The sequence below is a fragment of the Streptomyces sp. NPDC014656 genome, assembly GCF_043084305.1.
Lineage (GTDB): Bacteria > Actinomycetota > Actinomycetes > Streptomycetales > Streptomycetaceae > Streptomyces.
In genome coordinates, this window is sequence record NZ_JBIBZN010000002.1 from 1 (window position 1) to 24,967 (window position 24,967).

Annotated in this window: 21 protein-coding genes; 7 read left to right on the top strand and 14 right to left on the bottom strand. The window is 72.9% G+C overall.

Features of this window, described 5'->3' with window-relative positions; all coding sequences use genetic code 11:
- The first annotated feature begins 367 nt into the window (after window positions 1-367).
- Both ACF1ED_RS03930 and dnaN read left to right on the top strand, forming a co-directional pair.
- On the top strand, window positions 368-979 hold the full coding sequence (locus tag ACF1ED_RS03930; RefSeq protein ID WP_391756818.1) for a YceI family protein: 612 nt from the start codon (window positions 368-370) through the stop codon (window positions 977-979).
- A gap of 149 nt (window positions 980-1,128) precedes the next feature.
- Window positions 1,129-2,238, top strand: coding sequence for a DNA polymerase III subunit beta (dnaN, locus tag ACF1ED_RS03935; RefSeq protein ID WP_391756819.1), 1,110 nt, complete (start codon window positions 1,129-1,131; stop codon window positions 2,236-2,238).
- A 31-nt stretch (window positions 2,239-2,269) separates the two neighbouring features.
- Here dnaN and ACF1ED_RS03940 read toward each other — a convergent pair whose 3' ends face one another.
- From ACF1ED_RS03940 to ureA, 7 genes are all read right to left on the bottom strand, one after another.
- Window positions 2,270-3,634 (bottom strand): hypothetical protein, encoded by a 1,365-nt coding sequence (locus ACF1ED_RS03940; RefSeq protein WP_391756820.1) that lies wholly within the window; start codon window positions 3,632-3,634, stop codon window positions 2,270-2,272.
- Between the two features lie 54 nt (window positions 3,635-3,688).
- Window positions 3,689-5,320 (bottom strand): citramalate synthase, encoded by a 1,632-nt coding sequence (gene cimA, locus ACF1ED_RS03945; protein WP_391756821.1) that lies wholly within the window; start codon window positions 5,318-5,320, stop codon window positions 3,689-3,691.
- A 284-nt stretch (window positions 5,321-5,604) separates the two neighbouring features.
- Window positions 5,605-6,948: an MFS transporter gene (locus ACF1ED_RS03950; protein WP_391756822.1), complete on the bottom strand. Its 1,344-nt coding sequence runs from the start codon at window positions 6,946-6,948 to the stop codon at window positions 5,605-5,607.
- A 74-nt stretch (window positions 6,949-7,022) separates the two neighbouring features.
- Window positions 7,023-7,568, bottom strand: coding sequence for a TetR/AcrR family transcriptional regulator (locus ACF1ED_RS03955; RefSeq protein WP_391757484.1), 546 nt, complete (start codon window positions 7,566-7,568; stop codon window positions 7,023-7,025).
- A 93-nt stretch (window positions 7,569-7,661) separates the two neighbouring features.
- Complete coding sequence (locus ACF1ED_RS03960; protein ID WP_391756823.1) at window positions 7,662-8,681, bottom strand: agmatine/peptidylarginine deiminase; 1,020 nt, start codon at window positions 8,679-8,681, stop codon at window positions 7,662-7,664.
- A 10-nt stretch (window positions 8,682-8,691) separates the two neighbouring features.
- Window positions 8,692-10,374 carry an urease subunit alpha gene (locus ACF1ED_RS03965; RefSeq protein ID WP_391756824.1) on the bottom strand — a complete coding sequence of 561 codons (1,683 nt, stop codon included), beginning with the start codon at window positions 10,372-10,374 and terminating at the stop codon, window positions 8,692-8,694.
- On the bottom strand, window positions 10,374-11,072 hold the full coding sequence (gene ureA, locus ACF1ED_RS03970) for an urease subunit gamma (protein ID WP_391756825.1): 699 nt from the start codon (window positions 11,070-11,072) through the stop codon (window positions 10,374-10,376). The genes ACF1ED_RS03965 and ureA overlap by 1 nt, the downstream gene beginning before the upstream one ends.
- A 133-nt stretch (window positions 11,073-11,205) precedes the next feature.
- Here ureA and ACF1ED_RS03975 point away from each other — a divergent pair, with 133 nt between their 5' ends.
- The gene (locus ACF1ED_RS03975) at window positions 11,206-12,630 is read left to right on the top strand and encodes a cytosine permease (protein ID WP_391756826.1); all 1,425 of its coding nucleotides are present in this window, start codon (window positions 11,206-11,208) and stop codon (window positions 12,628-12,630) included.
- Between the two features lie 8 nt (window positions 12,631-12,638).
- On the opposite strand, the gene ACF1ED_RS03980 is transcribed toward ACF1ED_RS03975, so the two are convergent.
- The 4 genes from ACF1ED_RS03980 to ACF1ED_RS03995 all read right to left on the bottom strand — a co-directional run bounded on the left by ACF1ED_RS03980 (window position 12,639) and on the right by ACF1ED_RS03995 (window position 16,021).
- The gene (locus ACF1ED_RS03980) at window positions 12,639-13,724 is read right to left on the bottom strand and encodes a branched-chain amino acid aminotransferase (protein ID WP_391756827.1); all 1,086 of its coding nucleotides are present in this window, start codon (window positions 13,722-13,724) and stop codon (window positions 12,639-12,641) included.
- Window positions 13,725-13,968: 244 nt separating this feature from the next.
- Window positions 13,969-15,009 (bottom strand): 3-isopropylmalate dehydrogenase, encoded by a 1,041-nt coding sequence (locus ACF1ED_RS03985; protein ID WP_391756828.1) that lies wholly within the window; start codon window positions 15,007-15,009, stop codon window positions 13,969-13,971.
- Between the two features lie 77 nt (window positions 15,010-15,086).
- On the bottom strand, window positions 15,087-15,218 hold the full coding sequence (locus tag ACF1ED_RS03990) for a hypothetical protein (RefSeq protein WP_264202427.1): 132 nt from the start codon (window positions 15,216-15,218) through the stop codon (window positions 15,087-15,089).
- Between the two features lie 266 nt (window positions 15,219-15,484).
- Window positions 15,485-16,021 (bottom strand): GNAT family N-acetyltransferase, encoded by a 537-nt coding sequence (locus ACF1ED_RS03995; RefSeq protein ID WP_391756829.1) that lies wholly within the window; start codon window positions 16,019-16,021, stop codon window positions 15,485-15,487.
- A 110-nt stretch (window positions 16,022-16,131) separates the two neighbouring features.
- Between ACF1ED_RS03995 and ACF1ED_RS04000 the strand changes: the two genes are divergently transcribed.
- Complete coding sequence (locus ACF1ED_RS04000) at window positions 16,132-17,013, top strand: alpha/beta fold hydrolase (protein ID WP_391756830.1); 882 nt, start codon at window positions 16,132-16,134, stop codon at window positions 17,011-17,013.
- A 77-nt stretch (window positions 17,014-17,090) separates the two neighbouring features.
- On the opposite strand, the gene pruA is transcribed toward ACF1ED_RS04000, so the two are convergent.
- Complete coding sequence (gene pruA, locus ACF1ED_RS04005) at window positions 17,091-18,722, bottom strand: L-glutamate gamma-semialdehyde dehydrogenase (RefSeq protein WP_391756831.1); 1,632 nt, start codon at window positions 18,720-18,722, stop codon at window positions 17,091-17,093.
- Between the two features lie 36 nt (window positions 18,723-18,758).
- Window positions 18,759-19,685, bottom strand: coding sequence for a proline dehydrogenase family protein (locus ACF1ED_RS04010; protein ID WP_391756832.1), 927 nt, complete (start codon window positions 19,683-19,685; stop codon window positions 18,759-18,761).
- Between the two features lie 195 nt (window positions 19,686-19,880).
- Between ACF1ED_RS04010 and ACF1ED_RS04015 the strand changes: the two genes are divergently transcribed.
- The 3 genes from ACF1ED_RS04015 (at window position 19,881) to ACF1ED_RS04025 (ending at window position 23,150) form a co-directional block, all read left to right on the top strand.
- The gene (locus ACF1ED_RS04015; protein WP_391756833.1) at window positions 19,881-21,077 is read left to right on the top strand and encodes a PucR family transcriptional regulator; all 1,197 of its coding nucleotides are present in this window, start codon (window positions 19,881-19,883) and stop codon (window positions 21,075-21,077) included.
- Window positions 21,078-21,150: 73 nt separating this feature from the next.
- On the top strand, window positions 21,151-21,771 hold the full coding sequence (locus tag ACF1ED_RS04020) for a TetR/AcrR family transcriptional regulator (RefSeq protein WP_391756834.1): 621 nt from the start codon (window positions 21,151-21,153) through the stop codon (window positions 21,769-21,771).
- Complete coding sequence (locus ACF1ED_RS04025) at window positions 21,768-23,150, top strand: carotenoid oxygenase family protein (RefSeq protein ID WP_391756835.1); 1,383 nt, start codon at window positions 21,768-21,770, stop codon at window positions 23,148-23,150. Before ACF1ED_RS04020 ends, ACF1ED_RS04025 begins: the two co-directional genes overlap by 4 nt.
- Window positions 23,151-23,207: 57 nt before the next feature.
- Here ACF1ED_RS04025 and serA read toward each other — a convergent pair whose 3' ends face one another.
- Entirely contained in the window at window positions 23,208-24,797 is a 1,590-nt protein-coding gene (gene serA / locus ACF1ED_RS04030; protein WP_391756836.1) for a phosphoglycerate dehydrogenase, read from the bottom strand.
- Window positions 24,798-24,967: the final 170 nt, after the last annotated feature.

Here is a 24,967-nt window from a genome sequence, read left to right on the forward strand (position 1 = left end):
GTGGAGTGGCTGATCTTGGTGACCGCGTGGGCGTCGCCGGCGGCGGTGAGGGCGCCGAAGCCGGGGGCGAAGAGGGCGCCGAGGACGAGGGCGACTGCGGTGAGGACGGAGCGGAGCTTCACGGGGGTTGCCTCCTGCTGGGGACCGTGACGGGTGGGGACGGCTGTGCAGGTGGTGCTCGTCGCGCAGGGAGATGGTGCCGCAGTTCTACGCGCGTCCGCCAGAGGGCGTCGGCGTTTTCGCGGGGCCGTCCGGGCGAACCTCCGCACCAGATGTTGAAAGTTGAACGGAATGGGGCTACAGTCATTCTCGTTGAAGGTTCAACAACACCCCGCCTTCGACGACACCCCCCGACAAGGAGCACGCCATGGGTCTCTTCGGCCGCAAGAACACCGAGTCCGCCGCCACCACCGCCACCCTCCCCGTGGACCCGGCCCTGGCCGCCCTGACCGGCGACTACACCATCGACGCCGCGCACAGCAGCATCGGCTTCACCGTCCGCCACGCCATGGTCACCAACGTCCGCGGCTCCTTCGGCGAGCACGAGGGCTCCCTGAAGCTGAACGGCAGCGACCCGGCCGCCTCCAGCGCCGCCATCGACGTGAAGATCGCCTCCATCGACACCGGCATCGGCGACCGCGACAACCACCTGCGCAGCGGCGACTTCTTCGACGCCGAGCAGTTCCCCCTGATGAGCTTCCGCTCCACCGAGGCGGCCCAGCTGGGCGGCGACAAGTACCGGATCACCGGCGACCTGACCATCAAGGACGTCACCAAGCCGATCTCCATCGACCTGGAGTTCAACGGCACGGCCACCGACCCGTACGGCAACGAGCGCGTCGGCTTCGAGGGCTCCGCCGAGATCCTCCGCTCCGAGTGGGGCCTCACCTGGAACGCGGCCCTGGAGACCGGCGGCGTCATGGTCAGCGACAAGGTCAAGCTGAACTTCGACATCTCCGCGATCAAGAACGCCGCCTGACCCGCCCCCTCCCCCCCCTCGGCCCCCGGGCCCGGACACCGAGCGCGCCCGCCCTCCGCGAACCCCGCGGACGGCGGGCGCTCGGCGTTCTCGTGCCCGGGGGCCGCGCGCCGACGCCGTTGTCAGAGGCGGCCGTTAGCGTCGGCGGCATGGAGATCCACATCGACAGTGCCGCGCTGACCGAAGCCGTCGCGTGGGCCGCGCGCGTGCTGCCCGCCCGCTCCCCCGTGCCCGTGCTCGGCGGACTGCTCCTGGAGGCCGGCGACGACGGCCGGCTGAGCGTCTCCGGACTCGACCACGAGGCCTCCGCGCGCGTGGAGACCGAGGCCGGGACCGAGGTGCCGGGCCGGGCGCTGGTGCTCGGCCGGCGGCTGCTCGACATCTGCAAGGTGCTGCCGCCGGGGCGGACCGGGCTGGCCGTGGAGGGCGCCCGGCTCTCGGTCACCTCCGGCGAGGCCCGCTTCGGCCTCTCGCTGCTGCCGCTCGACTCCTATCCGGCCGCCCCGGCGCTCCCCCCGGTCCTCGGCGAGGTCGACGGGACCGCCTTCGCCGAGGCGGTCGGCCAGGTCGCGGCGGCGGCCGGCCGGGACGACTCGCTGCCGGTCCTCACCGGGATACGGCTCGCGCTCGACGGCCCGGTGATGACCCTGGCCGCCACCGACCGCTACCGCTACGCGGTCCGCGCCCTGGAGTGGTACCCGGACTTCGGCGCGGCCCCCGCCGAGCCCGCCGACGTGGTCGTCCCGGCCCGCCGGCTCGCCGAGACCGCCCGCTCCCTCGCGGGCGAGGGCCGGATCCGGATCGGGCTCGACGCCCACTCCATCGGCTTCGAGCGGGCCGGCCTGCGCACCACCGCCCGGCTGCTCGACGGCCGGCTACCCCGCCACGACAAGCTCTTCGCCCTGGGCGACCACGCCGTCGCGGTCACCGGCCGGGCGGCGCTCGTCGAGGCCGTGAAGCGGGTCGCGGTGGTCGCCGAGGGCGACAGCCCGGTCCAGCTCGCCTTCGAGGGCACCACCCTGCGCCTGCGGGCCGGCTACGAGGACGACGTGGCCTCCCAGCGGCTGCCCGCCGTCCTCGACGGCGCCGGCGCGCTGACGGTCGCCTTCAACCCCGGCTACCTGCTGGACGCCCTGACCCGCTTCACCGCCGAGGACGTCCGCCTCCACCTCCTCGGCCCCGGCCAGCGCGCCCTCCTGACCGACGGCGACGACGACCGCCACCGCCACCTGCTGATGTCGGTGAAGCCGCTGGTCTGACGGGGCCCTCAAGCCCGTCCGGCGGGAGCCGTCAGAAGCCCCCGCCGCCGTCGAAGCCGCCTCCGCCGCCGAAGTCTCCGCCGCCTCCGTAGTCCCCGCCGCCGAAGTCGGTGCCGCCGAAGTCGGTGCCGCCGAAGCCGCCGCCGTAGTCCCCTCCCCCGAAGTCCCCGAAGTCGCCGCCGCCGTACTCCGCCGCGTAGGCGGGGGTGGAGAGGGCCGAGCCGAGCAGGGTGCCGACGAGCAGGCCGGGCAGCAGGCCGCCGCCGAAGTAGCCGCCCGCCCAGGGGCCGTACGCCGGGCCCGCCTCCCAGTAGGGGCGGCGGCCGGCGTCGGTCTCGACCGTACGGGCGCGCGGGTCCTCGCCGTCGTCCAGGCGGGCCGCGTCGGCGGCGCAGACGGGGACCTCGCGGGAGGCGCCGCCGGCCGGCGTCCAGGTGCGGTCCGCGGTGGAGGGGCCGTGGCGCGGGTCGAAGAAGCACGGGGGGCGGCGCTCGGGCAGCGGGCGGGAGCCGCGGCGGGCGTCCAGCACCGCGAGCGAGTAGCGCCCGTCCTCCAGGGCCCGGGTGACCCCGCGGACCTCGTGCGGGTGCCGTACCCCGCCCATCAGCGTCTTCGCCCGGTCGTAGGAGTCCAGGGCGGCCTCGTAGTCGGCGCGCATCGCCTCGTCGGCGCCGGCCTCGGCGGGGTGGAAGTCGAGCCGTTCCAGCTCCTCGCCGAAGGCGGTGATGTCCTCGTCGACGACGACCCGGAGCTTCTCCAGGGCGGCCCGCTCCTCGGCCTCCTTCCGCTTCCGCCGGCCGCGCACCACGGCGTAGGCGGCCGTGCCGCCGACGGCGGCGACCGCGCCGAGGGTGACGAGTCCGGCGACCGGGACGCCGGAGTCGGAGGAGGCGCCGCCGGGCCAGGCCCCGGGCGCGGAGCCGCGCATCGCGGGGAGGGCCTGGTCGGCGAAGGCGTTCAGTTCGGCGGCGGCGTCGCCACCGGGCCGGTCGGCGGTGGCGACCATGTTCGCCACCGCGCCGGGCGACAGCACGCGGCTGTCGGCCTTGGCGGCGAAGTCGTCGCCGAGCCGGACCGCGTACACCCCGGCGATGCCGGTCTGGGCCCGCAGGTTCTCGATGAGGCCCTTCGGCGGGTACTGCGCGCCCTGCGGCAGGACGGCCACGAACAGGGGCTTGTCCGCGTCCTCGATCTTCTGCGCGAGGGCGGCCGCGTCGGACTCCGAGAGCTGGTCGGCGGCGCCCGGGTCGACGTAGACGGGGCCCTGTCTCAGGGCGGCGGCCGCGTCGGGGACGCCGGTGGCCCTGGCGCCCGCCGACGCGGGGGCCAGGGCCAGGAGCAGCAGGAGGATCAGCCCGGCGAGGGCCGGCCACACCGAGAACGCCCTGGTCTTCATGGTTCGAAATTACCCGAACGGGATCGAACTAGACATGTCGGGCGGACATCGGTCTCACTCGGCGGGGTCGACCCCGGCCCGCAGCAGCCCGTAGGTGAAGGCGTCCTCCAGGGCCTGCCAGGAGGCCGCGATCACGTTCTCGCCGACGCCGACGGTCGACCACTCGGCGTTGCCGTCGCTCGTGGTGACGAGGACCCGGGTGGTGGACTCGGTGCCGTGCCGGCCTTCGAGGATGCGGACCTTGTAGTCGACCAGCTCGAACTTGGCGAGCTGGGGGTAGATCCGCTCCAGGGCGACCCGCAGGGCGCGGTCGAGGGCGTTGACCGGGCCGTTGCCCTCGGCGGTGGCGAGCATCCGCTCGCCCTTGGCCCAGAGCTTGACGGTGGCCTCGTTGGCGTGGGTGCCGTCGGGGCGGTTCTCGGTGATCGCGCGCCAGGACTCGGTGCGGAAGTAGCGGCGGGCCCGGCCCTCGGCCTCGGCGCGGAGCAGCAGCTCGAAGGAGGCGTCGGCGGCCTCGTACGTGTAGCCCTGGAGCTCGCGCTCCTTGACCCGCTCGACGACCCGGGCGACGAGCGCGCGGTCGTCGCCGAGGTCGACGCCCAGCTCCTTGCCCTTGAGCTCGATGGAGGCGCGGCCGGCCATGTCGGAGACGAGCATCCGCATGGTGTTGCCGACCAGCTCGGGGTCGATGTGCTGGTAGAGGTCGGGGTCGACCTTGATGGCGGAGGCGTGCAGGCCGGCCTTGTGGGCGAAGGCGGAGACGCCCACGTACGGCTGGTGGGTGGAGGGGGTGAGGTTGACGACCTCGGCGATGGCGTGCGAGATGCGGGTCATCTCGGCGAGGGCGCCGTCGGGCAGGACCCGCTTGCCGTACTTGAGTTCCAGGGCGGCGACGACGGGGAAGAGGTTGGCGTTGCCGACCCGCTCGCCGTAGCCGTTGGCGGTGCACTGGACGTGGGTGGCGCCCGCGTCGACGGCGGCGAGGGTGTTGGCGACGGCGCAGCCGGTGTCGTCCTGGGCGTGGATGCCGAGCCGGGCGCCGGTGTCGGCGAGGACGGTGGCGACGACGGCCTGGATCTGGGCGGGGAGCATGCCGCCGTTGGTGTCGCAGAGGATGACGACGTCGGCGCCGGCCTCGTGCGCGGCGCGGACGACGGCCTTGGCGTAGTCGGGGTTGGCCTTGTAGCCGTCGAAGAAGTGCTCCATGTCGACGAAGACGCGGCGGCCCTGGTCGCGCAGGAAGGCGACGGTGTCGCGGACCATCTCCAGGTTCTCGTCCAGGGTGGTGCGCAGGGCGAGTTCGACGTGCCGGTCGTGGGACTTGGCCACCAGGGTGATCACCGGGGCGCCGGAGTCGAGCAGCGCCTTGACCTGCGGGTCGTCGGCGGCGGTGCCGCCGGCCCGGCGGGTGGCGCCGAAGGCCACGAGCTGCGCGTGCTTGAAGCGGATCTCCTGGCGGGCGCGGGCGAAGAACTCGGTGTCCCGCGGGTTGGCGCCGGGCCAGCCGCCCTCGATGAAGCCGACGCCGAACTCGTCGAGGTGCCGGGCGATGGTCAGCTTGTCCGCGACGGTGAGGTTGATGCCCTCACGCTGGGCTCCGTCGCGGAGCGTCGTGTCGAAGACGTGGAAGCTGTCGTCGGCCGGGCCGGCGCCCGGACGGGGGCTCTCGCCGTTCTCGGTGGTCATGACTGTGTTGGCTCCTGTCGGATGTGGCTCCGGAAGGTATGGATCCACTTGCCCCCATTCTCACGCGCGGTCCGTCTCCGGCACGGGTGGGGCCGGAAAACGAAAAAACCCCTCGCGGGTGCGAGAGGTCTGCGCGCGGGTCTGGGGCACGGTGGCCGCCGCCGCGGGGGTGGGGTCCCGGGGATCAGCGGTCACTGCGGACCGGCGCGCTGCTGCCCATAATCATCGTGGTAGCAAGCACGCCCGCAGTCTGCCACAGGCCCGCGCGCGTCAGGACTCGGATCTCACGATGCGGAATCCACGGCGACCCCGGTCTTCCCGGCCGCCGGTACGGGGCCGGGCGCGGCGGCGGTGCCCACCCGGGCCAGGTCGATGTCGCGGGTCTCCCGCATGGCGAGGTAGACGACCAGGGAGACGGCCGCGCAGCCCGCGACGTACCAGGAGTAGCCGGACTCGATCCCGGCGTCCTTGAACCACAGGGCCACGTACTCCGCCGTGCCGCCGAAGAGGGCGTTGGCGATCGCGTACGGCAGGGCGACGCCGAGGGCGCGGACGCCGGTGGGGAACAGCTCGGCCTTCACGCAGGCGTTGATCGAGGTGTAGCCGGTGACGACGAGCAGGGCGAGCAGGGAGAGGCCGAGGGCCGGCCAGAAGGAACCCGCGTGCTTGAGCATCGTCATGATCGGCACGGTGAGGAACGTCGAGCCGACCGCGAAGGCGATGAGCAGCGGGCGGCGGCCGATCCGGTCGGAGAGCCGGCCGGCGAGCGGCTGGAGGCAGGCGAAGACGATCAGCGCGCAGAAGGAGACGAGGGTGGCGGTCCGCTTGGGCAGGCCGGCGCTGTTGGAGAGGTACTTGGTGAGGTAGGTCGTGTACGTGTAGTAGGCGACGGTGCCGCCCATGGTGAGCGCGACGACGAGGAAGGCCTCGCGGCGGTGCGCCCAGAGGGCCTTGAGGGTGCCCTGCTCGCCGCGCGCGACCCCGGCGTCGGCGGTCTCCTCGTACACCTCGGTCTCCAGCATGGTGCGGCGCAGGTAGAAGACGACGGCGGCGCCGAGGGCGCCGATGACGAAGGGGACGCGCCAGCCCCAGGCGTGCAGGGCCTCGGTGGACATCGTGTGCTGGAGGACGATCAGCAGGCCGAGGCCGAGGACCTGTCCGGCGGTCATGGAGACGTACTGGAAGCTGGAGGCGAAGCCGCGGTGGCCGGGGGCGGAGGCCTCGGTGAGGTAGGTGGCGCTGGCCGCGTACTCGCCGCCGACGGAGAGGCCCTGGAGGAGGCGGGCGACCAGGAGGACGGCGGCGCCGCCGTAGCCGGCGACGGCGTAGGTGGGGGCGACGGCGATGAGCAGCGCCGAGGCGGACATGAGGGTGACGGTGAGGGTGAGGGCGGCCTTGCGGCCCCTGCGGTCGCCGACCCGGCCGAGGAGCCAGCCGCCGACGGGGCGCATGAAGAAGCCGACGGCGAAGATGCCGGCGGTGTTCATGAGCTTGGCGGTGTCGTTGCCCTCGGGGAAGAAGGCGCCCGCGAAGTAGACGGCGAAGCTCGCGTACACGAACCAGTCGAACCACTCGACCATGTTGCCCGCCGAGCCGACCCAGATCTTCTTCCAGTGATCTCGTCCCATGGCCCGGAACCGTGCCGGAGGGAGCCGCCGGCCGACAAGGGCGCGGGGGTGACGATCGGGAGTACTTGCGTGCGTTACGTTCGCGGGATCAGGGTTTCGTCGATGAACTCCCTTACCTGGTCCAGGACTTCGGCCCGTCCGGTGCCGGGCAGCCCGACCGCGACGTGCACGCTGTAGCCGTCCAGCAGGGCGCGCGTGCGGGTGGCGAAGCGGTCCGGGTCGACGGCCCGGAACTCGCCGCGCGAGACGCCCTCGGCGAGGATCGCCACGAGGTCCCGGTGCCAGGCCCCCTCGATGGCGGCCTGGCGCGCGCGGGCGTCCTCGGCGGCGTTCTGCGAGCGGTTCCAGACCTCCAGCCAGAGCGTCCAGTGCGGGTCGCGCGGCCCGTCCGGCACGTAGAGGTCCACGTATCCGTCGAGCCGCTCCCGGGCGCTCCCCCGCCGTGACAGCAGTGCCCCCCGCTCCGCGCCGAGCCGCCCCTCGCTCCACTCCAGGGTCTGGAGCAGCAGTTCGTCCTTGGTGCGGAAGTAGTAGAGGAGGTGTCCGCTGCTCATCCCGACCCGGCGGCCCAGCCCCGCCATGGTCAGCCCGTCGAGACCGCGCGCGGCCACGGTGTCCATGGCCGCCGCGAAGACGTCCTCGCGCGGCGGCGCGGCCTGGTTGCGACGGCGGGGGGCGGGGGGCGGGCTGCTGCTCTGACTCACCCGTACGTTCTACACCGAGGGCTGCTGCTGGGTGATGCAGTGGATGCCGCCTCCGGCCGCGAAGATCGTGCGGGCGTCGACCAGGACGACCTCGCGGTCGGGGAAGAGGCGGCGGAAGATCTCCGCGGCGAGTTCGTCGTGGGGGTCGTCGAAGGCGCAGAGGATCACGGCGCCGTTGCAGAGGTAGTGGTTGATGTAGGAGTAGTCGACCCAGTCGCCCTCCTCGTCCTTGAGGACGGTGGGGGCGGGGACCTCGATGACCTCCAGGGGGCGGCCCTGGGCGTCGGTCTGGGCGCGCAGGAGGTCGGCGTAGAGCCGGGAGCGGCCGTAGTCGGGGTGGTTCGGGTCCTGCTGGCTGTGGACGAGGACGGTGCCGGGGCGGGCGAAGGCGGCGACGATGTCGATGTGGCCCTGGGTGCCGTACGTGCCGTAGTCGCCGGCGAGGCCGTGCGGGAGCCAGATGGCCTTGGTGGTGCCGAGCTTGGCGTGGATCTCCCGCTCTACCTGCTCGCGGGTCCACTCGGGGTTGCGGCCGGAGCCGAGCTGGACGGTGTCGGTGAGGAGGACGGTGCCCTCGCCGTCGACGTGGATGCCGCCGCCCTCGTTGACGAGCGGGCTGCCGTGCACGGGGACGCCGGCCGCGTCGGCGACGTGTCGGGCGATCTTGGAGTCGTGCTCCCAGCGGGCCCAGTCCTGGGCGCCCCAGCCGTTGAAGACCCAGTCCACGGCGGCCAGCGAGGTGCCGTCGGTGACGAAGGTGGGGCCGATGTCGCGCATCCAGGCGTCGTCGAGCTCGCGCTCGATCAGTTCGACGTCCTCGCCGAGGAGGGCGCGGGCGCCTTCCGCGTCGCCGGGGGCGACGACCATGGTGACCGGCTCGAAGCGGCGGACGGCCCGGGCGACGGAGGCCCACGCCTCGCGGGCGGCGGCCAGCTCCGCCTCGTCGGTGAAGGTGGGGTTGGGGCTGGGCCAGGCCATCCAGGTCCGCTCGTGCGGGGTCCACTCGGCGGGCATGCGGTACGAGGTCATGGGGCGGGTCCTAGAGGAAGTAGAGGCGGTTCAGGGAGACGGAGTCGGCCGGCTCGGAGCGGATCGGCGACCCGTCGAGCGAGACCAGGCCGGTGCGGTCGTCCACCTGGACGTCGCCGACGCGGGAGTTGAGGAGGAGGTCGGCGGGGCCGATCCCCCGGGTGCCGCGCACGGCGACGCGGCGGCGGCGGGTCGGCAGGCCGTCCCCGCCGAGGTCCACGGCGGCGCGCGCGACGAAGGCGACGGAGAGGTCGGCGGCGGTGGCGCCGTGGGCGCCGAACAGCGGCCCGAGGACGAGCGGTTCGCAGGTGTCGGTGGCGGCGTTGGGATCGCCCGTGACCCCCCACGCGGGGAAGCCGGACTTCAGCACCATCTGGGGCTTGGCGCCGAAGAACTCGGGCCGCCACAGCACGATGTCGGCCAGCTTGCCCACCTCGACGGAGCCGATCTCGTGGGCCAGGCCATGGGCGATCGCCGGGTTGATGGTCAGCTTCGCCAGGTAGCGGAGCACGCGCGCGTTGTCGTCGTGCGCGCCGTCGCCGTCCAGCGGGCCGAGTTCGGCCTTCATCTTCCCGGCCATGGCGAAGGTCCGGCGTACGGTCTCGCCGGCCCTTCCCATCCCCTGCGCGTCGGAGGAGGTGATGCCGATCGCGCCGAGGTCGTGCAGGACGTCCTCCGCGCCCATCGTCCCGGCCCTGATCCGGTCGCGCGCCATCGCGGCGTCGCCCGGCAGGTCGGTCTTCAGGTCGTGGACGGAGACGATCATCCCGTAGTGCTCGGCCACCGCGTCGCGGCCGAAGGGCAGGGTGGGGTTGGTGGAGGAGCCGATGACGTTCGGCACGCCCGCCATCTTCAGCACGTTGGGCACGTGCCCGCCGCCGCAGCCCTCGATGTGGAAGGCGTGGATCGTACGCCCCTCCAGGACGGCGAGGGTGTCCTCCACGGACAGGCACTCGTTCAGGCCGTCGCTGTGCAGCGCGACCTGTACGTCGTGCTCCTCGGCGACCCGCAGCGCGGTGTCCAGGGCGCGGGTGTGCGCGCCCATGTCCTCGTGGACCTTGAACCCGGACGCCCCGCCCTCGGCCAGCGCCTCCACCAGCGGCGCCGGGTCCGAGGACGAGCCCCGGGCCAGGAAGCCGATGTTCACGGGCCAGGCGTCGAAGGCGTTGAAGGCGTGCTTGAGGGCCCAGGGCGAGTTGACGCCGACGCCCCAGACCGGGCCGAACTCCTGGCCGATGATCGTGGTGACGCCGCTGGCGAGCGAGGCCTCCATGATCCGGGGCGAGAGCAGGTGGACGTGGGTGTCGACGGCGCCGGCGGTGGCGATCAGGCCCTCGCCGGAGACGATGGAGGTGCCGGTGCCGACGACGACGTCGACGCCGTCCAGGGTGTCGGGGTTGCCGGCCCGCCCGATGGCGTGGATCCGGCCCTCGCGGATGCCGATCGACACCTTGCGGATGCCCTGTACGGCGTCGATCAGCAGGACGTTGCTGATGACGACGTCACAGGTCTCCCGGACGGCGGCGGCCTTCAGGTGCAGGCCGTCGCGGGCGGTCTTGCCGAAGCCCGCGAGGAACTCCTCGCCGGGCTTCTGGGAGTCGGCCTCGACGCGGACGACCAGCCCGGAGTCGCCGAGGACGACGCGGTCGCCGGCCCGGGGGCCGTGCACGGAGGCGTACTCGTACGGGTCCATCAGTGGCCCTCCTCGTCGGTCGCGGTGCCCAGGTAGCCGCAGGCCGCGGCGCGCCGCAGCGCCTCTTCCCTCGCCCCGGGGGCGTCCAGCGGCCCGTCGACGAGCCCGGCGAAGCCGATCGCCACGCGCGCGCCGCCGATGGGCACGAGCCCGACCTCGGCACAGCCGCCGGGGTCGAAGCGGAAGGAGGCGCCGGCGGGGATGGCGAGCCGCATGCCGTAGGCGGCGGCGCGGTCGAAGTCCAGGCGCGGGTTGGCCTCGAAGAAGTGGAAGTGCGAGGTGACGCTGACCGGGACGGTCGCGGTGTTCCGCACGGGCAGGGTGAGCAGGGGCTCCTGCTCGGGGTGGCCGGGGCCGGGCAGGAGCGCGCCGGGGGCGCCGGCGCCGAGGGTGCCCCCGCCGATGGGGTCGGTGACGACGGCGAGCCGGGAGCCGTCGTCGAAGACGGCCTCGACGTGGACCTCGGTCACCACGTCGGCGACGCCGGGAAGGACGTCCTCGGGGCCGAGGACGGAGCGGGCCGCCTCGATGGCCTCGGCGAGCCGCCTGCCGTCGCGGGCCGCCTCGCAGACGGTGTCCGCGACGAGGGCGGTGGCCTCGGGGACGTTGAGCCGCAGCCCGCGGGCCCGGCGGGCGCGGGCGAGTTCGGCGGCGCCGAAGAGCAGCAGCCGGTCGCGCTCGGTGGGGGTCAGTCGCACGTCTTGCACCTCCTGTTTGAGCGACACTCTAAATGTTGAGACGAACGCTTCCAAGCATTGACGGCCGGTACAGGCACAGGTCACATTGAGCGTCGCTCAAAACCGTACCCGTTCCGCTCTCCCCGGAGGTCCCATGGCGATCGAACAGCGCGGAGTCGACACCATCCCCGAGGCCGAACGCACCAGCGGCCCCCGCGACCTGGTCGCGATCCTGCTCGGCTCCAACCTCTGCCTGGGGGTGATCGTCTTCGGCTGGCTGCCGGTCTCCTTCGGCCTCGGCCTGTGGGGCTCGGTCACCTCCGTGGTCGCCGGCACGGTCGTCGGCGTCGCCGTCACCGCCCCGCTGGCGCTGGTGTCGCTGCGCACCGCCACCAACCTCTCCACCTCCTCCGGCGCCTTCTTCGGCGTCCGCGGCCGGCTCGTCGGCTCGGTGGTGGGGCTGCTGCTCTCGCTGGGGTACACCGCCCTGACCCTGTGGATCGGCGGCGACGTCATGGTGGGCACCCTCGCCCGCCTGACCGGCCTGTCCACCGGCGACGGGACGCACGCCGTCGTCTACGCGCTGCTCGCGGCCTGCACGGCGGTGGGCGCCGTGTACGGCTACCGGCTGCTGCTCCGGCTCAGCAAGGCGCTCGCCGTCGGCATGACCGCCCTGCTCGCGGTCGGACTCGTCGCGTACGCCGGGGACTTCACCACCGCGCCGGTGCCGGACACGCCGTACCTGCTCGGCTCCTTCTGGCCGACCTGGCTCTTCTCGGCGGTCGCCGCCGGCCTCAGCGGCCCGGTCGCCTTCATCACCCTGCTCGGCGACTACACCCGGTACGTCTCCCCCGCCCGGCACGGCGCGCGGGCGGTCCGCCGCGCCACCTGGCTCGGGCTGCTCGTCGGCCTGCTGGTGCCACAGCTCTTCGGCACGGTCACGGCGCTGGCCGCCGGCGCGGGCCTCGACTACGCGGGCCCGCTGGTCGCCGCCTCGCCCGCCTGGTACCTCGTCCCGCTGCTGCTGGCCGCCACCGCCGGCTCGGTCGGCAACGCCGGTCTGATGCTCTACTCGATGGGCCTCGACCTGGACGCGATCCTGCCCCGCGCCACCCGGACCCGGGCCACCCTGGTGGTCGCGGCCGTCGCCACCGGCTTCGTCTTCCTCGGGCACTTCGCCTCGGACGCCCAGTCGGCGATGACCTCGTTCGTGCTGCTCCTGACGGCGATCGGCACCCCGTGGGCGGTCATCACCCTGATCGGGCACGCGCGCTGCCGGGGCGTGTACGACCCCGAGGCGCTCCAGGTCCACAACCGGCGCTCGCGCGGCGGGACCTACTGGTTCTCGGGCGGCTGGCACCCCCGCGCCACCGCCGCCTGGGCGCTCGGCGCGGCGGTCGGCCTGGCCGCCGTCTCGACGCCGCTGTACGAGGGGCCGCTGCTGGTCCTGACCGGCGGGATCGACTGCAGCTTCGTCCTGTCGGGGCTCACCGGCGGCCTGCTGTACGCGGTCCTGACCCGGGCCCCGGAAGGCGAGACGCCCGGGACGGAGGCCGTCCCGGGCGTGCCGGCCGACTGACTAGCGGGTCACTTGCCCAGCTCGTGCATCCAGCCGTGGACGTCCTCGGCCCTGCCGGTCTGGATCGCGAGGAGCGCCTCGCGCAGCTTCATGGTGACCTCGCCGGGCTCGCCGCCGGACTGCTGCCACTCGCCGCGCGCGGACTTGACCGTGCCGACGGGGGTGATGACGGCGGCGGTGCCGCAGGCGAAGACCTCGGTGAGGGTGCCGTTCTCGGTGTCGGCCTGCCACTGGTCGATGGAGACGCGGGCCTCGACGGACTCGTGGCCGAGGTCGCGGGCGACCTGGAGGAGCGAGTCGCGGGTGATGCCCGCGAGCAGCGAACCGGTGAGGGTCGGGGTGACGATCTTGTCCCCGTACACGAAGTACAGGTTCATACCGCCGAGCTCCTCGACCCACTTGTGCTCGACCGCGTCGAGGTAGCAGACCTGGTCGCAGCCCCTGGCGGCCGCCTCGGCCTGGGCGAGCAGGGAGGCCGCGTAGTTGCCGCCGGTCTTGGCGTCGCCGACGCCGCCGGGGACGGCGCGGACGCGGTCCTCGGAGGCCCAGATGGAGACCGGCTTGACGCCGCCGGAGAAGTACGGGCCGGCCGGGGAGGCGATGACGACGAAGAGGTACTCGTTGGCCGGGCGGACGCCCAGGCCGACTTCGGTCGCGATCATGAACGGGCGGAGGTAGAGCGAGTCCTCGCCGCCGTGCGCGGGAACCCACGCCTCGTCCTGGCGGACCAGCGCGTCGCAGGCCTCGATGAAGGTCTCGACCGGAAGCTCCGGCATGCCGAGGCGGTGCGCGGAGCGCTGGAAGCGCCGGGCGTTGGCGTCGGGGCGGAAGGAGGCGACCGAGCCGTCGGGGCGGCGGTAGGCCTTCAGGCCCTCGAAGATCTCCTGGGCGTAGTGCAGGACGTTGGTCGCCGGGTCCAGGGAGAGGGGGCCGTACGGCACGAGCTGGCCGTCGTGCCAGCCGCGGCCCTCGGTCCACCGGATGGTGACCATGTGGTCGGTGAAGTGGCGGCCGAATCCGGGGTTGGCCAGGATCGCCGCGCGCTCCGCGTCGGACAGCGGGCTGGAGGAGGGCTTGAGCTCGATCGTCGTCATGGGTGCTAGTCCTTCACCGGTTGTGTGTGTCGGACCGCGCCCACGCCCGCTCGGCGGTACTGCTAGGACGTCCGAGCTTTCCCGCACGCCGCGGCCCACGTCCGATTATCGCGCGTGGGAACCGGCGTGCGAAACGGGTGACGCGGTCCAGGGTTCGATGGTGGCACCCCGCGACCGCACAGGAAACAGCCGCCGGGTGCGTGGGTGACCCGGCGGCTGCTGTGTGGTGTCAGTGGCGCGCGGGTCAGCTCGCTACTCGCGCGGCGAGCGCGTCGCCGATCTCGTCCGTGGTGCGGACGGCGTCGCCCCGCTCGGTGAGGTCGGCCTCGACGGCCGCCTCCACCCGGGCGGCCTCGGCCTCGTGGCCGAGGTGGCGCAGCAGGAGGGCGACGGAGAGGACGGTGGCCGTGGGGTCGGCCTTGCCCTGGCCCGCGATGTCCGGCGCGGAGCCGTGCACCGGCTCGAACATGGACGGGAAGTCGCGGCTCGGGTTGATGTTGCCCGAGGCGGCGACGCCGATGCCGCCGGAGACGGCCGCGGCGAGGTCGGTGATGATGTCGCCGAAGAGGTTGTCGGTGACGATGACGTCGAAGCGGGCCGGGTCGGTGACGAGGAAGATCGTCGCCGCGTCGACGTGCAGGTAGTCGGTGGTGACCTCGGGGAACTCGGCCGCGACCTTCTCGAAGATGTTCGTCCAGAGGTGGCCGGCGAAGGTCAGCACGTTGTTCTTGTGGACCAGCGTCAGCTTCTTGCGCGGGCGGGCCTGGGCGCGGGCGAAGGCGTCCCGGACCACGCGCTCCACACCGAAGGCGGTGTTGACGGAGACCTCGGTGGCGACCTCGTGCTCGGTGCCCTTGCGGATGGTGCCGCCGTTGCCCGTGTACGGGCCCTCGGTGCCCTCGCGGACCACGACGAAGTCGATCGCGGGCTGGCCGGCGAGCGGGGTCGCGACGCCGGGGAGCAGCTTCGAGGGACGCAGGTTCACGTGGTGGTCGAAGGCGAAGCGCAGCTTCAGGAGGAAGCCGCGCTCCAGGACGCCGGACGGCACCGAGGGGTCGCCGATCGCGCCGAGCAGGATGGCGTCGTGCTTCTTGAGGGAGTCCAGGTCGGCGTCGGTGAGGGTCTCACCGGTGGCGTGGTAGCGCCGGGCGCCGAAGTCGTACTCCTCGGTCTCCAGCTTCACGTCCTGGGGAAGCGCGGCCGCGAGGACCTTGAGGCCCTGGGCCACGACCTCCTGGCCGATGCCGTCGCCGGGAATGACTGCGAGATTGATGCTGTGAGACATGGCGGCACCCTACTCTTCGTCCCATCGTCTGACACGGATCGTCCACCATGTGGACGAACGGACAGGCGTCGGGCCGGTCAGTGACCGGTGGAGCCGCCGTTGTCACGGCGGTCGAGGGCGCGCTGGAGGGCGGCGGCGGCGTTCTGCCGGGCCTCGTCGCTGGGACGGGCGGCGGAGTGGCGGACGCGGGGAGCGGTCTGAGCGGCCATGGGGATCGACTCCTTGAGATCAGTGGTGATCCGGACGTGCGGAGATCAGCTGCGATCGGGAGATCAGTGATCGGAGGCGCCGGAAAGGGGCGGGGAGCGCCGCCGCAGGGGTTGCCTGCACGGGGCGTCGCGCTCTCGACCGCCATTCGCTGATGAAGCGAGACGTTCGGCTCCTACAAAGTTAGGGCAGGGATCCGCGTCTGTCTCCACAGTTACTCGGACTTCCTACTATCTGAGACGGCGCCCTCCCCCGGCCGCCCGCTCCGTCACACCACGTCGCCGTCCCGCCAGTCGAGGACCAGCGGCGCGCCGGGGTCCGGGAGGGCGAGACCGCCCGCGGGGCGGACGAGGAAGCCGCCCTCCTCCTCCGGGAGCCGTACGACCCCGTCGGGGCCCAGCACCTCGATCCGCCCGCCCCAGACCCGCCAGCCGCGCCCCCGGTAGAGGGCGGCCCCCTCGTCGGAGGCGGAGAGCGCGCCGAAGGCGTGGGTCGCGTCGATCACCCGCTCCAGGGCGTCCATGACGGCGCCGCCGAGGCCGCGCCGGCGCGCGTCGGCCCGGACGGCGACCCCTTCGACGTACCCGATCCGGTACGAGCGTCCGCGGTGCAGCACCCGGCGCTGGACGACGGCTCCGTGCGCGACGGGCCCCCGGCCGTCCTCGACCCAGGCGTGGACGCCGCCGAGGGCGTGGTCCCAGTCCTCCGCGGAGAAGTCGCCGCCGAAGGCGGAGTCGAGCAGCGCGCGGACGGCCGTCAGCCGCTCGGCGCCGAGTTCGTGGGTGGGTGCGGTCCTCACGGTCATGCCCCCACCCTCCCACCTTCACCTAACTCTTCTCAAGCACTTGACAGGTTAGAAAGGCCCTGATCGAATCCCCTCGTCACCGACGACGAAGAGTTGGGGGATCAGAGACCATGTCCGTACTGCCCACCCGCCACCGCACCGTCACCGTCCGGGGCCACGAGGTCTTCTACCGCGAGGCGGGCCCGGCCGACGCCCCCGTCCTCCTGCTGCTGCACGGCTTCCCGACCAGCTCGCACATGTTCCGCGACCTGATCCCGCGCCTCGCGGACCGGTACCGCCTGATCGCCCCGGACCACCTGGGCTTCGGCCGCAGCGCCGCGCCGCCCGCCGAGGCGTTCCCCTACACGTTCGCGGAACTCGCCTCCCTCACGGCCGAGTTCACCGAGGTCCTCGGCCTCGACCGCTTCGCGCTCTACGTCCAGGACTACGGCGCCCCCATCGGCCTGCGCCTCGCCCTCGCCCACCCCGAGCGGATCACCGCGGTCGTCACCCAGAACGGCAACGCCTACGAGGAGGGCCTGGGCGCCGGGGCGTGGGCCCCCGTCCTCGCCCTGATCGCCGACCGGACCCCCGAGACCGAGGCCCCCGTCCGGGCCATCCGCTCCCTCGACGGCATCCGGTGGCAGTACGAGACGGGCGTCCCCGCCGCGTACCGGGACCTCCTCAGCCCGGACGCCTGGCACCACGACGCCGCCCTGATGGCCCGCGAGGGCCAGGACGCTATCCAGCTCGCCCTGATCGCCGACTACGGCTCCAACTTCGCCCTCTACCCGGCCTTCCAGGAATGGTTCCGCACCTCGCGGGTCCCGCTCCTCGCCGTCTGGGGCGAGGGGGACGAGGTCTTCGTGCCGGCCGGCGCCGAGGCCTTCCGCCGCGACCTCCCGGACGCCGAGATCCACCTCCTGCCCACCGGCCACTTCGCCCTGGAGACCCACGCGCCGCGCGTCGCCGAGCTGATCGGCGACTTCCTGCGGCGCGCCGTGGGGGAATGAGTACCGCCCCCGACCCCGGCCTGGGGGGACCGGGGTGGGGGGCGGTGATCAGGGGCCGCTCACGCGGCGGGCGGGCGTCAGCCCATGTGCGGGTAGCCGTACTCGGTCGGCGGGACCAGCGTCTCCTTGATGGCGCGGGTCAGCGTCCAGCGCATCAGGTTCTGCGGGGCGCCGGCCTTGTCGTTCGTGCCCGAGGCACGGCCGCCGCCGAAGGGCTGCTGGCCGACGACGGCGCCGGTCGACTTGTCGTTGATGTAGAAGTTGCCCGCGGCGAAGCGGAGCTTCTCCATCGTGTACGCGGCGGCGGCGCGGTCGTTGGAGATGACGGCGCCGGTCAGGGCGTAGTCGGAGACCGACTCCATCTGCTCCAGCATCTCGTCGTACTTCTCGTCCTCGTAGACGTGGATCGCGAGGATCGGGCCGAAGTACTCGGCCTTGAAGACCTCGTTCTCCGGGTCGGTGCACTCGATGACGGTCGGACGGACGAAGTAGCCCTCCGAGTCGTCGTAGGTGCCGCCGGCGACGATCGTGCAGCTCGGGTCGGAGGACGCACGGTCGATCGCCGCCTTGTTCTTCGCGAACGAGCGGTCGTCGATGACGGCACCGATGAAGTTCGACAGGTCGGTGACGTCACCCATGGTGATGCCGTCGACCTCGGCCGCGAACTCCTCCTTGAAGCCGTCGTTCCAGATCGACGCCGGGATGTAGGCGCGCGAGGAGGCGGAGCACTTCTGGCCCTGGAACTCGAAGGAGCCGCGGGTCAGCGCGGTCTTCAGGATGGCCCGGTCGGCGCTGGGGTGGGCGACGACGAAGTCCTTGCCGCCGGTCTCGCCGACGATCCGCGGGTAGGAGCGGTACTTCTCGATGTTGTTGCCGACCGTCTTCCACAGGTGCTGGAAGGTCTTGGTCGAGCCGGTGAAGTGGATGCCGGCCAGGTCGCGGTGGTTCAGGGCCACCTCGGAGACGGCGATGCCGTCGCCGGTCACCAGGTTGATGACGCCCTTCGGCAGGCCGGCCTCCTCCAGGAGCTCCATGAGGAGCACGGCGGAGTGGGTCTGCGTCGGGGACGGCTTCCAGACCACCACGTTGCCCATGAGGGCGGGGGCGGTGGGGAGGTTGCCCGCGATGGCCGTGAAGTTGAACGGCGTGATCGCGTAGACGAAGCCCTCCAGCGGGCGGTGGTCCAGTCGGTTCCACACGCCCGGGGAGTTGGCCGGCGGCTGCTCGGCCAGGATCTGGCGGGCGTACGCCACGTTGAAGCGCCAGAAGTCGACGAGCTCGCAGGGGGTGTCGATCTCGGCCTGCTGGGCGGTCTTCGACTGGCCGAGCATGGTGGAGGCGGCCAGCGTCTCGCGCCAGGGGCCGGCGAGCAGCTCGGCGGCGCGCAGGATGATCGCGGCGCGGTCGTCGAAGGACATCGCGCGCCAGGCCGGGGCGGCGGCCAGGGCGGCGTCGATCGCGTCCTGGGCGTCGGCCTCGGTGGCGCCGCGGAAGGTGCCGATGACGGACTTGTGGTTGTGCGGCTGGACGACCTTGAACTCCTCGCCGCCGCCCATGCGCTTCACGCCGCCGATGGTCATCGGCAGCTCGCGCGGGTTGTCGGCCAGCTCCTTGAGGGCGGCCTCCAGACGAGTGCGCTCCGGGGAGCCGGGGGCGTAGCCGTGCACCGGCTCGTTGACGGGAGTGGGGACCTGGGTCACAGCGTCCATGAGTCTCGGAACTCCTTCAAAGAGGGGGGAGGGGGCTCAGCCCTTGGTCAGGATGGAGCGGACGAAGAAGAGCAGGTTGGCCGGCTTCTCCGCGAGGCGGCGCATGAAGTAGCCGTACCAGTCGGTGCCGTAGGCCGTGTAGACGCGCATGCGGTGGCCCTCGGCGGCGAGACGGTTCTGCTCCTCCGAGCGGATGCCGTACAGCATCTGGAACTCGTACTCGTCCAGCTTGCGCCCGGCGCGGCGGGCCAGCTCCTGGCCGATGGCGATCAGGCGCGGGTCGTGGGAGCCGATCATCGGGTAGCCCTCGCCGTCCATCAGGATCTTCATGATCCGGACGTACGCCTTGTCGATCTCGGGCTTGTCCTGGAGGGCGACGGAGGCGGGCTCCTTGTAGGCGCCCTTCACGATGCGGACGCGGGAGCCGTTCGCGGCGAGGCGGCGGGCGTCCTCCTCGGTGCGGAAGAGGTACGCCTGGATGACGCAGCCGGTCTGCGGGAAGTCCTTCCGCAGCTCCTCGTGGATGGCGAACATCGAGTCGAGGGTGGTGTGGTCCTCGGCGTCCAGGGTGACCGTGGTGCCGATCTCGGCGGCGGCGGCGACGACCGGGCGCACGTTCGCGAGGGCCAGCTCGTGGCCGTCCTCCAGGGACTGGCCGAACATCGACAGCTTGACGGACATCTCGGCGCGCTCGCCGAGGCCCAGCTCCTTGAGGCGGCCGATGAGCTCCAGGTAGGCGTCACGGGCGGCGTGGGACTGCTCGACGGTGGTGATGTCCTCGCCGACGACGTCGAGGGTGACCTCCAGGCCGCGGTCGGCCAGGTCCCGGACGATCGGGACGACGTCGTCCACGATCTCGCCGGCGATGAAGCGCGCCACGACCTGCTTGGTCCCGGGCGCGGCCGACACCAGACGGCGCATCTTGTCGCTGCGCGACGCGGCGAGGATCACGGGACCCAGCACGGGGCACCTCCAGAGGAGCGAGGAAGAACGGGGCCGTTACCGGTCACAGGGGTACGAACCGGGAACAGCACGGAGAACCACCGTGAAACCTATGGATCGCTCCGATCCTGCGCCATCTACAGCTGTCACGCATCCGTGAGCCCGGCCTCAGACATCTGTCTGAAGGACAGGTCGGCGGGTGCGAGAATGGGGGCCGTGAAGGGCGATTACCAGGAGCTGGTGGACGAGATCTCGGCGCTGCTCGGCGCCCCGGCGACGCTGGAGAACCGTGATTTCGGGCTGATCGCCTTCGGGGCCCACGACAGCGACGACGACAGCGCCATGGACCCGGTCCGCACCCGCTCGATCCTCACCCGGAAGTCCACCCCGGCGGTCCGCGCCTGGTTCGAGGGCTTCGGCATCACCCGGGCCACCGGCCCCGTCCGCATCCCGGCCGCGCCGGACGCCGGCGTCTACCGGGACCGGATCTGCCTCCCCGTACGCCATCGGGGTGTCGTCCTCGGCTACGTCTGGCTCCTGGACGCCGAGCCGGGACCCTCGCACCGGCAGCTCACGGCCGCGATGGAGGTGGCCGCCCGGATCGGCGAGCTGCTCGCCGACGAGGAGCGGGCCGGCGCCGACCTCTCCCGCGAGCTGCGGGCCGTCCTCGCGGCGGAGCGCGGCTGGCAGTACGACATGGCCGTCGCCGCCCTCCGTACGGCCCTGGGCCCGGACGCGGAGGGCCTGCACGCCCTGGTCTGCCTCGCCCCCTGGCCCGGCGAGGACTCCCCCTCCCCCCGCACGGTCCCCGGCGCCGCCGCCCTCTGCTCCCTTCCCTGGCAGGGCCCGGCCGGCCCGCCCTCCGCCACCCCGGCGCCCGGCGGGGAGCAGGCCCCCGGCCCCGGGCCGCGGCGGGCGCTCGCCGTGCTGGTGCGGCTGCGGTCGGCCGACAACCTCTCCCCCGCCTCCACCGCCGCCGAACGGCTGCGCGCGGCGGCCGGACCGGCGGTGGTGGCCGGGGTCGCCGCGCCCCGGCGGGGGCTCGGCGACCTGGACCTCTGCTGGCACGAGGCGACCGCCGCCGCGCGCACCGCGCTGGCCCAGCCCCGGTTCGCCCCGCTCGCCCACTGGTCCGGGCTCGGCCCGTACCGGCTGCTCACCGCCCTCCCCCGGACCGGACCGGACCCGGCGGTGCGGACGCTGCTCGGCCCCGCGCACACGGAGCTGGCCCGCACGGCCGAGGTGTTCCTCGACCACGCGGGCCAGGCGGGCCGCACGGCGGCGGCGCTCGGCATCCACCGGCAGACCCTCTACTACCGGCTCTCCCGCGTGGAGCAGCTCACCGGCCTTGACCTGGACGCCGGCGAGGACCGCCTCCTGCTGCACATGGCACTGAAGGCGGCCCGGCTCTAGGAAGATCCCCGCCCTCGAAGGGTTCTCGCGGAAAGGTCGGGTAACAGCGTTACCCGTCGGATACGCTGTTACCGTGACCACGCCCTACCAGGACGCCCAGCTCGCCGGCCAGACGGCCGTACGCACCACGATCCTCGACCACGCCGTCGGCCTGCTGGTCTCGGAGGGGCCGGCGGCCCTCACCATGCGCCGGATCGCCACCGGGATCGGCGCGTCGACCAAGGTCCTCTACACCCTGTTCGGCGGCAAGGAAGGCCTGGTGGACGCGCTCCACCGGGAAGGCTTCGCCCGGCTGCGCGCGGCCCAGCAGCGCGTGCCCCGGTCGGACGACCCCCTGACCCGCCTCAGGAACCTCGGCGTCGCCTACCGGGCCCACGCCCTCGCCGAGCCCGGCTACTACTCCCTGATGTTCGGCCATGCGGTCCCCCACCGGCCCAGCGCCGAGGCGCTCGCCGCGGCCGAGAGCGCCTTCGACGCCTCGGTCGCCGCCGTCGAGGACTGCGTCGCGGCCGGGATCTTCCGCCCGGGCGACGCGGGCGAGATCTCCAAGCTCTTCTGGGCCGCGGCGCACGGGGCGGTGAGCCTGGAGATCGCCGGGCACTTCCCGCCGGACGTCGCGGCCCGGCGCTACACCGCACTGATGGAGGCGCTGGGCCACGCGTTCTCCACCACCACCGCGAAAGGAACGTCATGACGGACACCACGCCACGCGCCACGACGGTCAACCGCTACCTGTCGGGACGGTTCGCCCCGGTCACCGAGGAGGTCACGGCGTTAGACCTGGCCGTCACCGGCCGCATCCCCGACCACCTCGACGGCCGCTACCTGCGCATCGGCCCCAACCCGCTGGGCATCGAGGACCCCGCGGCCCACCTCTGGACGCTCGGCGCGGGCATGGTGCACGGCGTGCGCATCCGGGACGGCCGCGCCGAGTGGTACCGCAACCGGTGGGTCCGCTCCTCCTCGGTCGCCGACCGGCTCGGGGAGCCCCGGCGCGGCACCCCGGTCGACCCGCGCACGGACGTGTCGCCGAACGTCCAGGTCGCCGGGCTCGACGGCCGGACCTTCGCCCTCCTGGAAGGCGGCATCCGCCCGTACGAGCTCACCTACGAACTCGACACGGTGGGGCCCTGCGACCTCGGCGCGACACCCGAGGGGTTCAGCGCGAACGCCCACTCCGTCTTCGACCCGCACACCCGCGAGCTGCACGCGCTCGGCTTCCTCTACGGCTCGGACCACGTCCAGCACATCGTGATGGACGGCACGGGGGCGGTGGTGCGCAGCACCCTGATCCACGCGCCCGGCAACCCGTACATGCACGACTTCGCGCTGACCGAGAACCACGTGGTCCTGTTCGACGGGCCCGTCGTGTTCAGCACCGCCCATCTGGCGACCGGCATCCCCTTCACGTGGGACCGCGACCGTCCGGCGCGGGTGGGCCTCATGCCCCGGGCGGGCGGCGGGGTGCGCTGGTTCGAGGTGGCACCGAGCCTGGTGGGCCACACGCTCAACGCCTACGAGGACGGCACGGACGTCGTCGTGGACCTCGTCCGGCACCCCGAGGGCTTCGACATCCGGAACGTCGGCACCAGCCGCCCCACCCTGGACCGCTGGAGGATCGACCCGGTCCTGGGGCGGGTGCGCGAGGAACGGCTCGACGACCGCGTCCAGGACTTCCCCCGGATCGACCCCCGTCTCACCGGCCGGCCGCACCGCTACGGCTACACCGCCGCGGCCGAGCTCTACGCCCCGCCCGCCGGTCCCGACGACCCCCGGCCCGGCGAGGGGTTCAGCAGCGCCCTGCTCAAGCACGACCTGCTGCAGGGGACGACCGAGGCGCACGAATTCGGCCGGTTCGGGGCCGTGGGCGAGGGCGTGTTCGTCGCGGCCGAGTCGCCCGCCGCCGAGGACGACGGATACGTCATGGCCTACGTGCACGATCCCGGGCGCGACGCCGCCGATCTGGTGATCCTGTCGGCGCGGGACTTCACGGGCGAGCCCGTGGCCCGCGTCCACCTCCCGGTGCGCGTGCCGCTGGGGCTCCACGGCAACTGGGTCCCGGGCGCTTCCTGACGGCACGACGCCCGCCCCCCGTGCGTACCGGGGGCGGGCGTCGGGCCGGGCGGCGGGTCAGACCAGGTTGACCGAGCGGGCCGAGGCGGCGCCGATCTCCGTGGAGATCTCGGCGATCACGGCCGCCGGCACGGTGTCGTCGACGGTGAGCACGACGAGCGCCTCGCCGCCCTCCTCCGTGCGGGAGACCTGCATGCCCGCGATGTTCAGACCGGCCTCGCCGAGGATCCGGCCGACGGTGCCGACGACGCCGGGACGGTCCTCGTAGCGCAGCACGACCATGTGGTCGGCGAGCGCGAGGTCCACGTCGTAGTCGCCGACGGCGACGATCTTCTGGAGGTGCTTGGGACCGGCCAGGGTGCCGGAGACGGCGACCTCCTCGCCGCTGGAGAGCGTGCCGCGCACGGTGACCACATTGCGGTGGTCGGGCGACTCGGAGCTGGTGGTGAGGCGGACCTCGACACCGCGCTCCTGCGCGAAGAGCGGGGCGTTCACGTAGGACACGGTCTCGTCGACCACGTCCTCGAACACGCCCTTGAGCGCGGAGAGTTCGAGCACCTTGACGTCGTGCTGGGTGATCTCGCCGTAGACCTCGACGTCGAGGCGGGCCGCGACCTCGCCCGCGAGGGCGGTGAAGATCCGGCCGAGCTTCTCGGCGAGCGGCAGGCCCGGCTTGACGTCCTCGGCGATGACGCCGCCCTGGACGTTGACCGCGTCCGGGACCAGCTCGCCGGCGAGCGCGAGGCGCACCGACTTGGCGACGGCGATGCCGGCCTTCTCCTGGGCCTCGTCGGTGGAGGCGCCCAGGTGCGGGGTGCAGACGACCTGGTCGAGCTCGAAGAGCGGGGAGTCCGTGCAGGGCTCCTTGGCGTACACGTCGAGGCCGGCGCCGGCGACGCGGCCCTCCTTGAGGGCCGAGTACAGCGCGGCCTCGTCGACGATCCCGCCGCGGGCGGCGTTGACGATCCGGACGCTCGGCTTGACCTTGTGCAGCGCGTCGTCGCCGATGAGACCGAGGGTCTCGGGGGTCTTCGGCAGGTGGACGGTGATGAAGTCGGCGACCTCCAGGAGCTCGTCCAGGGCCAGCAGCTTCACCCCCATCTGGGCGGCGCGGGCCGGCTGCACGTAGGGGTCGTACGCGACGATCTTCATGCCGAAGGCGGACATCCGCTGGGCGACCAGGACGCCGATGCGGCCGAGGCCGACGACGCCGAGGGTCTTCTCGCTGAGCTCGACGCCGGTGTACTTGTTCCGCTTCCACTCGCCGTTCTTCAGCGCGGTGTTGGCCTGCGGGATGTTGCGCGCGGTGGCGACGAGCAGACCGCACGCGAGCTCGGCGGCGGTGACGATGTTGGACGTCGGGGCGTTGACGACCATCACGCCGGCCTTGGTGGCGGCGGAGACGTCCACGTTGTCCAGACCGACACCGGCGCGGGCGACGACCCGCAGCTTCTGCGCGGCGGCGATGGCCTCCGCGTCGACCTTGGTGGCGGAGCGGATGAGGATGGCGTCGACGTCGGCGATCGCGGGGAGCAGCTCGGCGCGGTCGGCGCCGTTGCAGTGCCGGATCTCGAAGTCCGGGCCCAGCGCGTCGACGGTGGCGGGCGACAGCTCTTCAGCGATGAGTACGACAGGTTTCGAGCTCACGTGAGTCCTCACAGAGGCAGTGCGGACGGCCGTCCCGACGGCCGCAGGCGGTGGAGGGGGCTTGCCGCGTGGAAGCGCACGACGCTGTGGGCCAGACGCGATGTTGTTGAGCAGTGTAGTGCCGCATCGGCGCACGTCGTACGCCTCGTTGGAAGGATCACCCGTCCGTG

Bases quoted from the DNA above. Each gene is read 5' to 3' on its own strand.
- ACF1ED_RS03950 (WP_391756822.1), bottom strand. From the start codon at position 6,948: ATGGGACGAGATCACTGGAAGAAGATCTGGGTCGGCTCGGCGGGCAAC.
- ACF1ED_RS03930 (WP_391756818.1), top strand. From the start codon at position 368: ATGGGTCTCTTCGGCCGCAAGAACACCGAGTCCGCCGCCACCACCGCC.
- ACF1ED_RS04000 (WP_391756830.1), top strand. From the start codon at position 16,132: ATGTCCGTACTGCCCACCCGCCACCGCACCGTCACCGTCCGGGGCCAC.
- ACF1ED_RS03960 (WP_391756823.1), bottom strand. From the start codon at position 8,681: ATGACCTCGTACCGCATGCCCGCCGAGTGGACCCCGCACGAGCGGACC.
- ACF1ED_RS03995 (WP_391756829.1), bottom strand. From the start codon at position 16,021: ATGACCGTGAGGACCGCACCCACCCACGAACTCGGCGCCGAGCGGCTG.
- ACF1ED_RS04025 (WP_391756835.1), top strand. From the start codon at position 21,768: ATGACGGACACCACGCCACGCGCCACGACGGTCAACCGCTACCTGTCG.
- pruA (WP_391756831.1), bottom strand. From the start codon at position 18,722: ATGGACGCTGTGACCCAGGTCCCCACTCCCGTCAACGAGCCGGTGCAC.
- ACF1ED_RS03990 (WP_264202427.1), bottom strand. From the start codon at position 15,218: ATGGCCGCTCAGACCGCTCCCCGCGTCCGCCACTCCGCCGCCCGTCCC.
- ACF1ED_RS03955 (WP_391757484.1), bottom strand. From the start codon at position 7,568: ATGGACACCGTGGCCGCGCGCGGTCTCGACGGGCTGACCATGGCGGGG.
- ACF1ED_RS03985 (WP_391756828.1), bottom strand. From the start codon at position 15,009: ATGTCTCACAGCATCAATCTCGCAGTCATTCCCGGCGACGGCATCGGC.
- ACF1ED_RS03965 (WP_391756824.1), bottom strand. From the start codon at position 10,374: ATGGACCCGTACGAGTACGCCTCCGTGCACGGCCCCCGGGCCGGCGAC.
- cimA (WP_391756821.1), bottom strand. From the start codon at position 5,320: ATGACCACCGAGAACGGCGAGAGCCCCCGTCCGGGCGCCGGCCCGGCC.
- ACF1ED_RS03980 (WP_391756827.1), bottom strand. From the start codon at position 13,724: ATGACGACGATCGAGCTCAAGCCCTCCTCCAGCCCGCTGTCCGACGCG.
- ACF1ED_RS03940 (WP_391756820.1), bottom strand. From the start codon at position 3,634: ATGAAGACCAGGGCGTTCTCGGTGTGGCCGGCCCTCGCCGGGCTGATC.
- dnaN (WP_391756819.1), top strand. From the start codon at position 1,129: ATGGAGATCCACATCGACAGTGCCGCGCTGACCGAAGCCGTCGCGTGG.
- ACF1ED_RS03975 (WP_391756826.1), top strand. From the start codon at position 11,206: ATGGCGATCGAACAGCGCGGAGTCGACACCATCCCCGAGGCCGAACGC.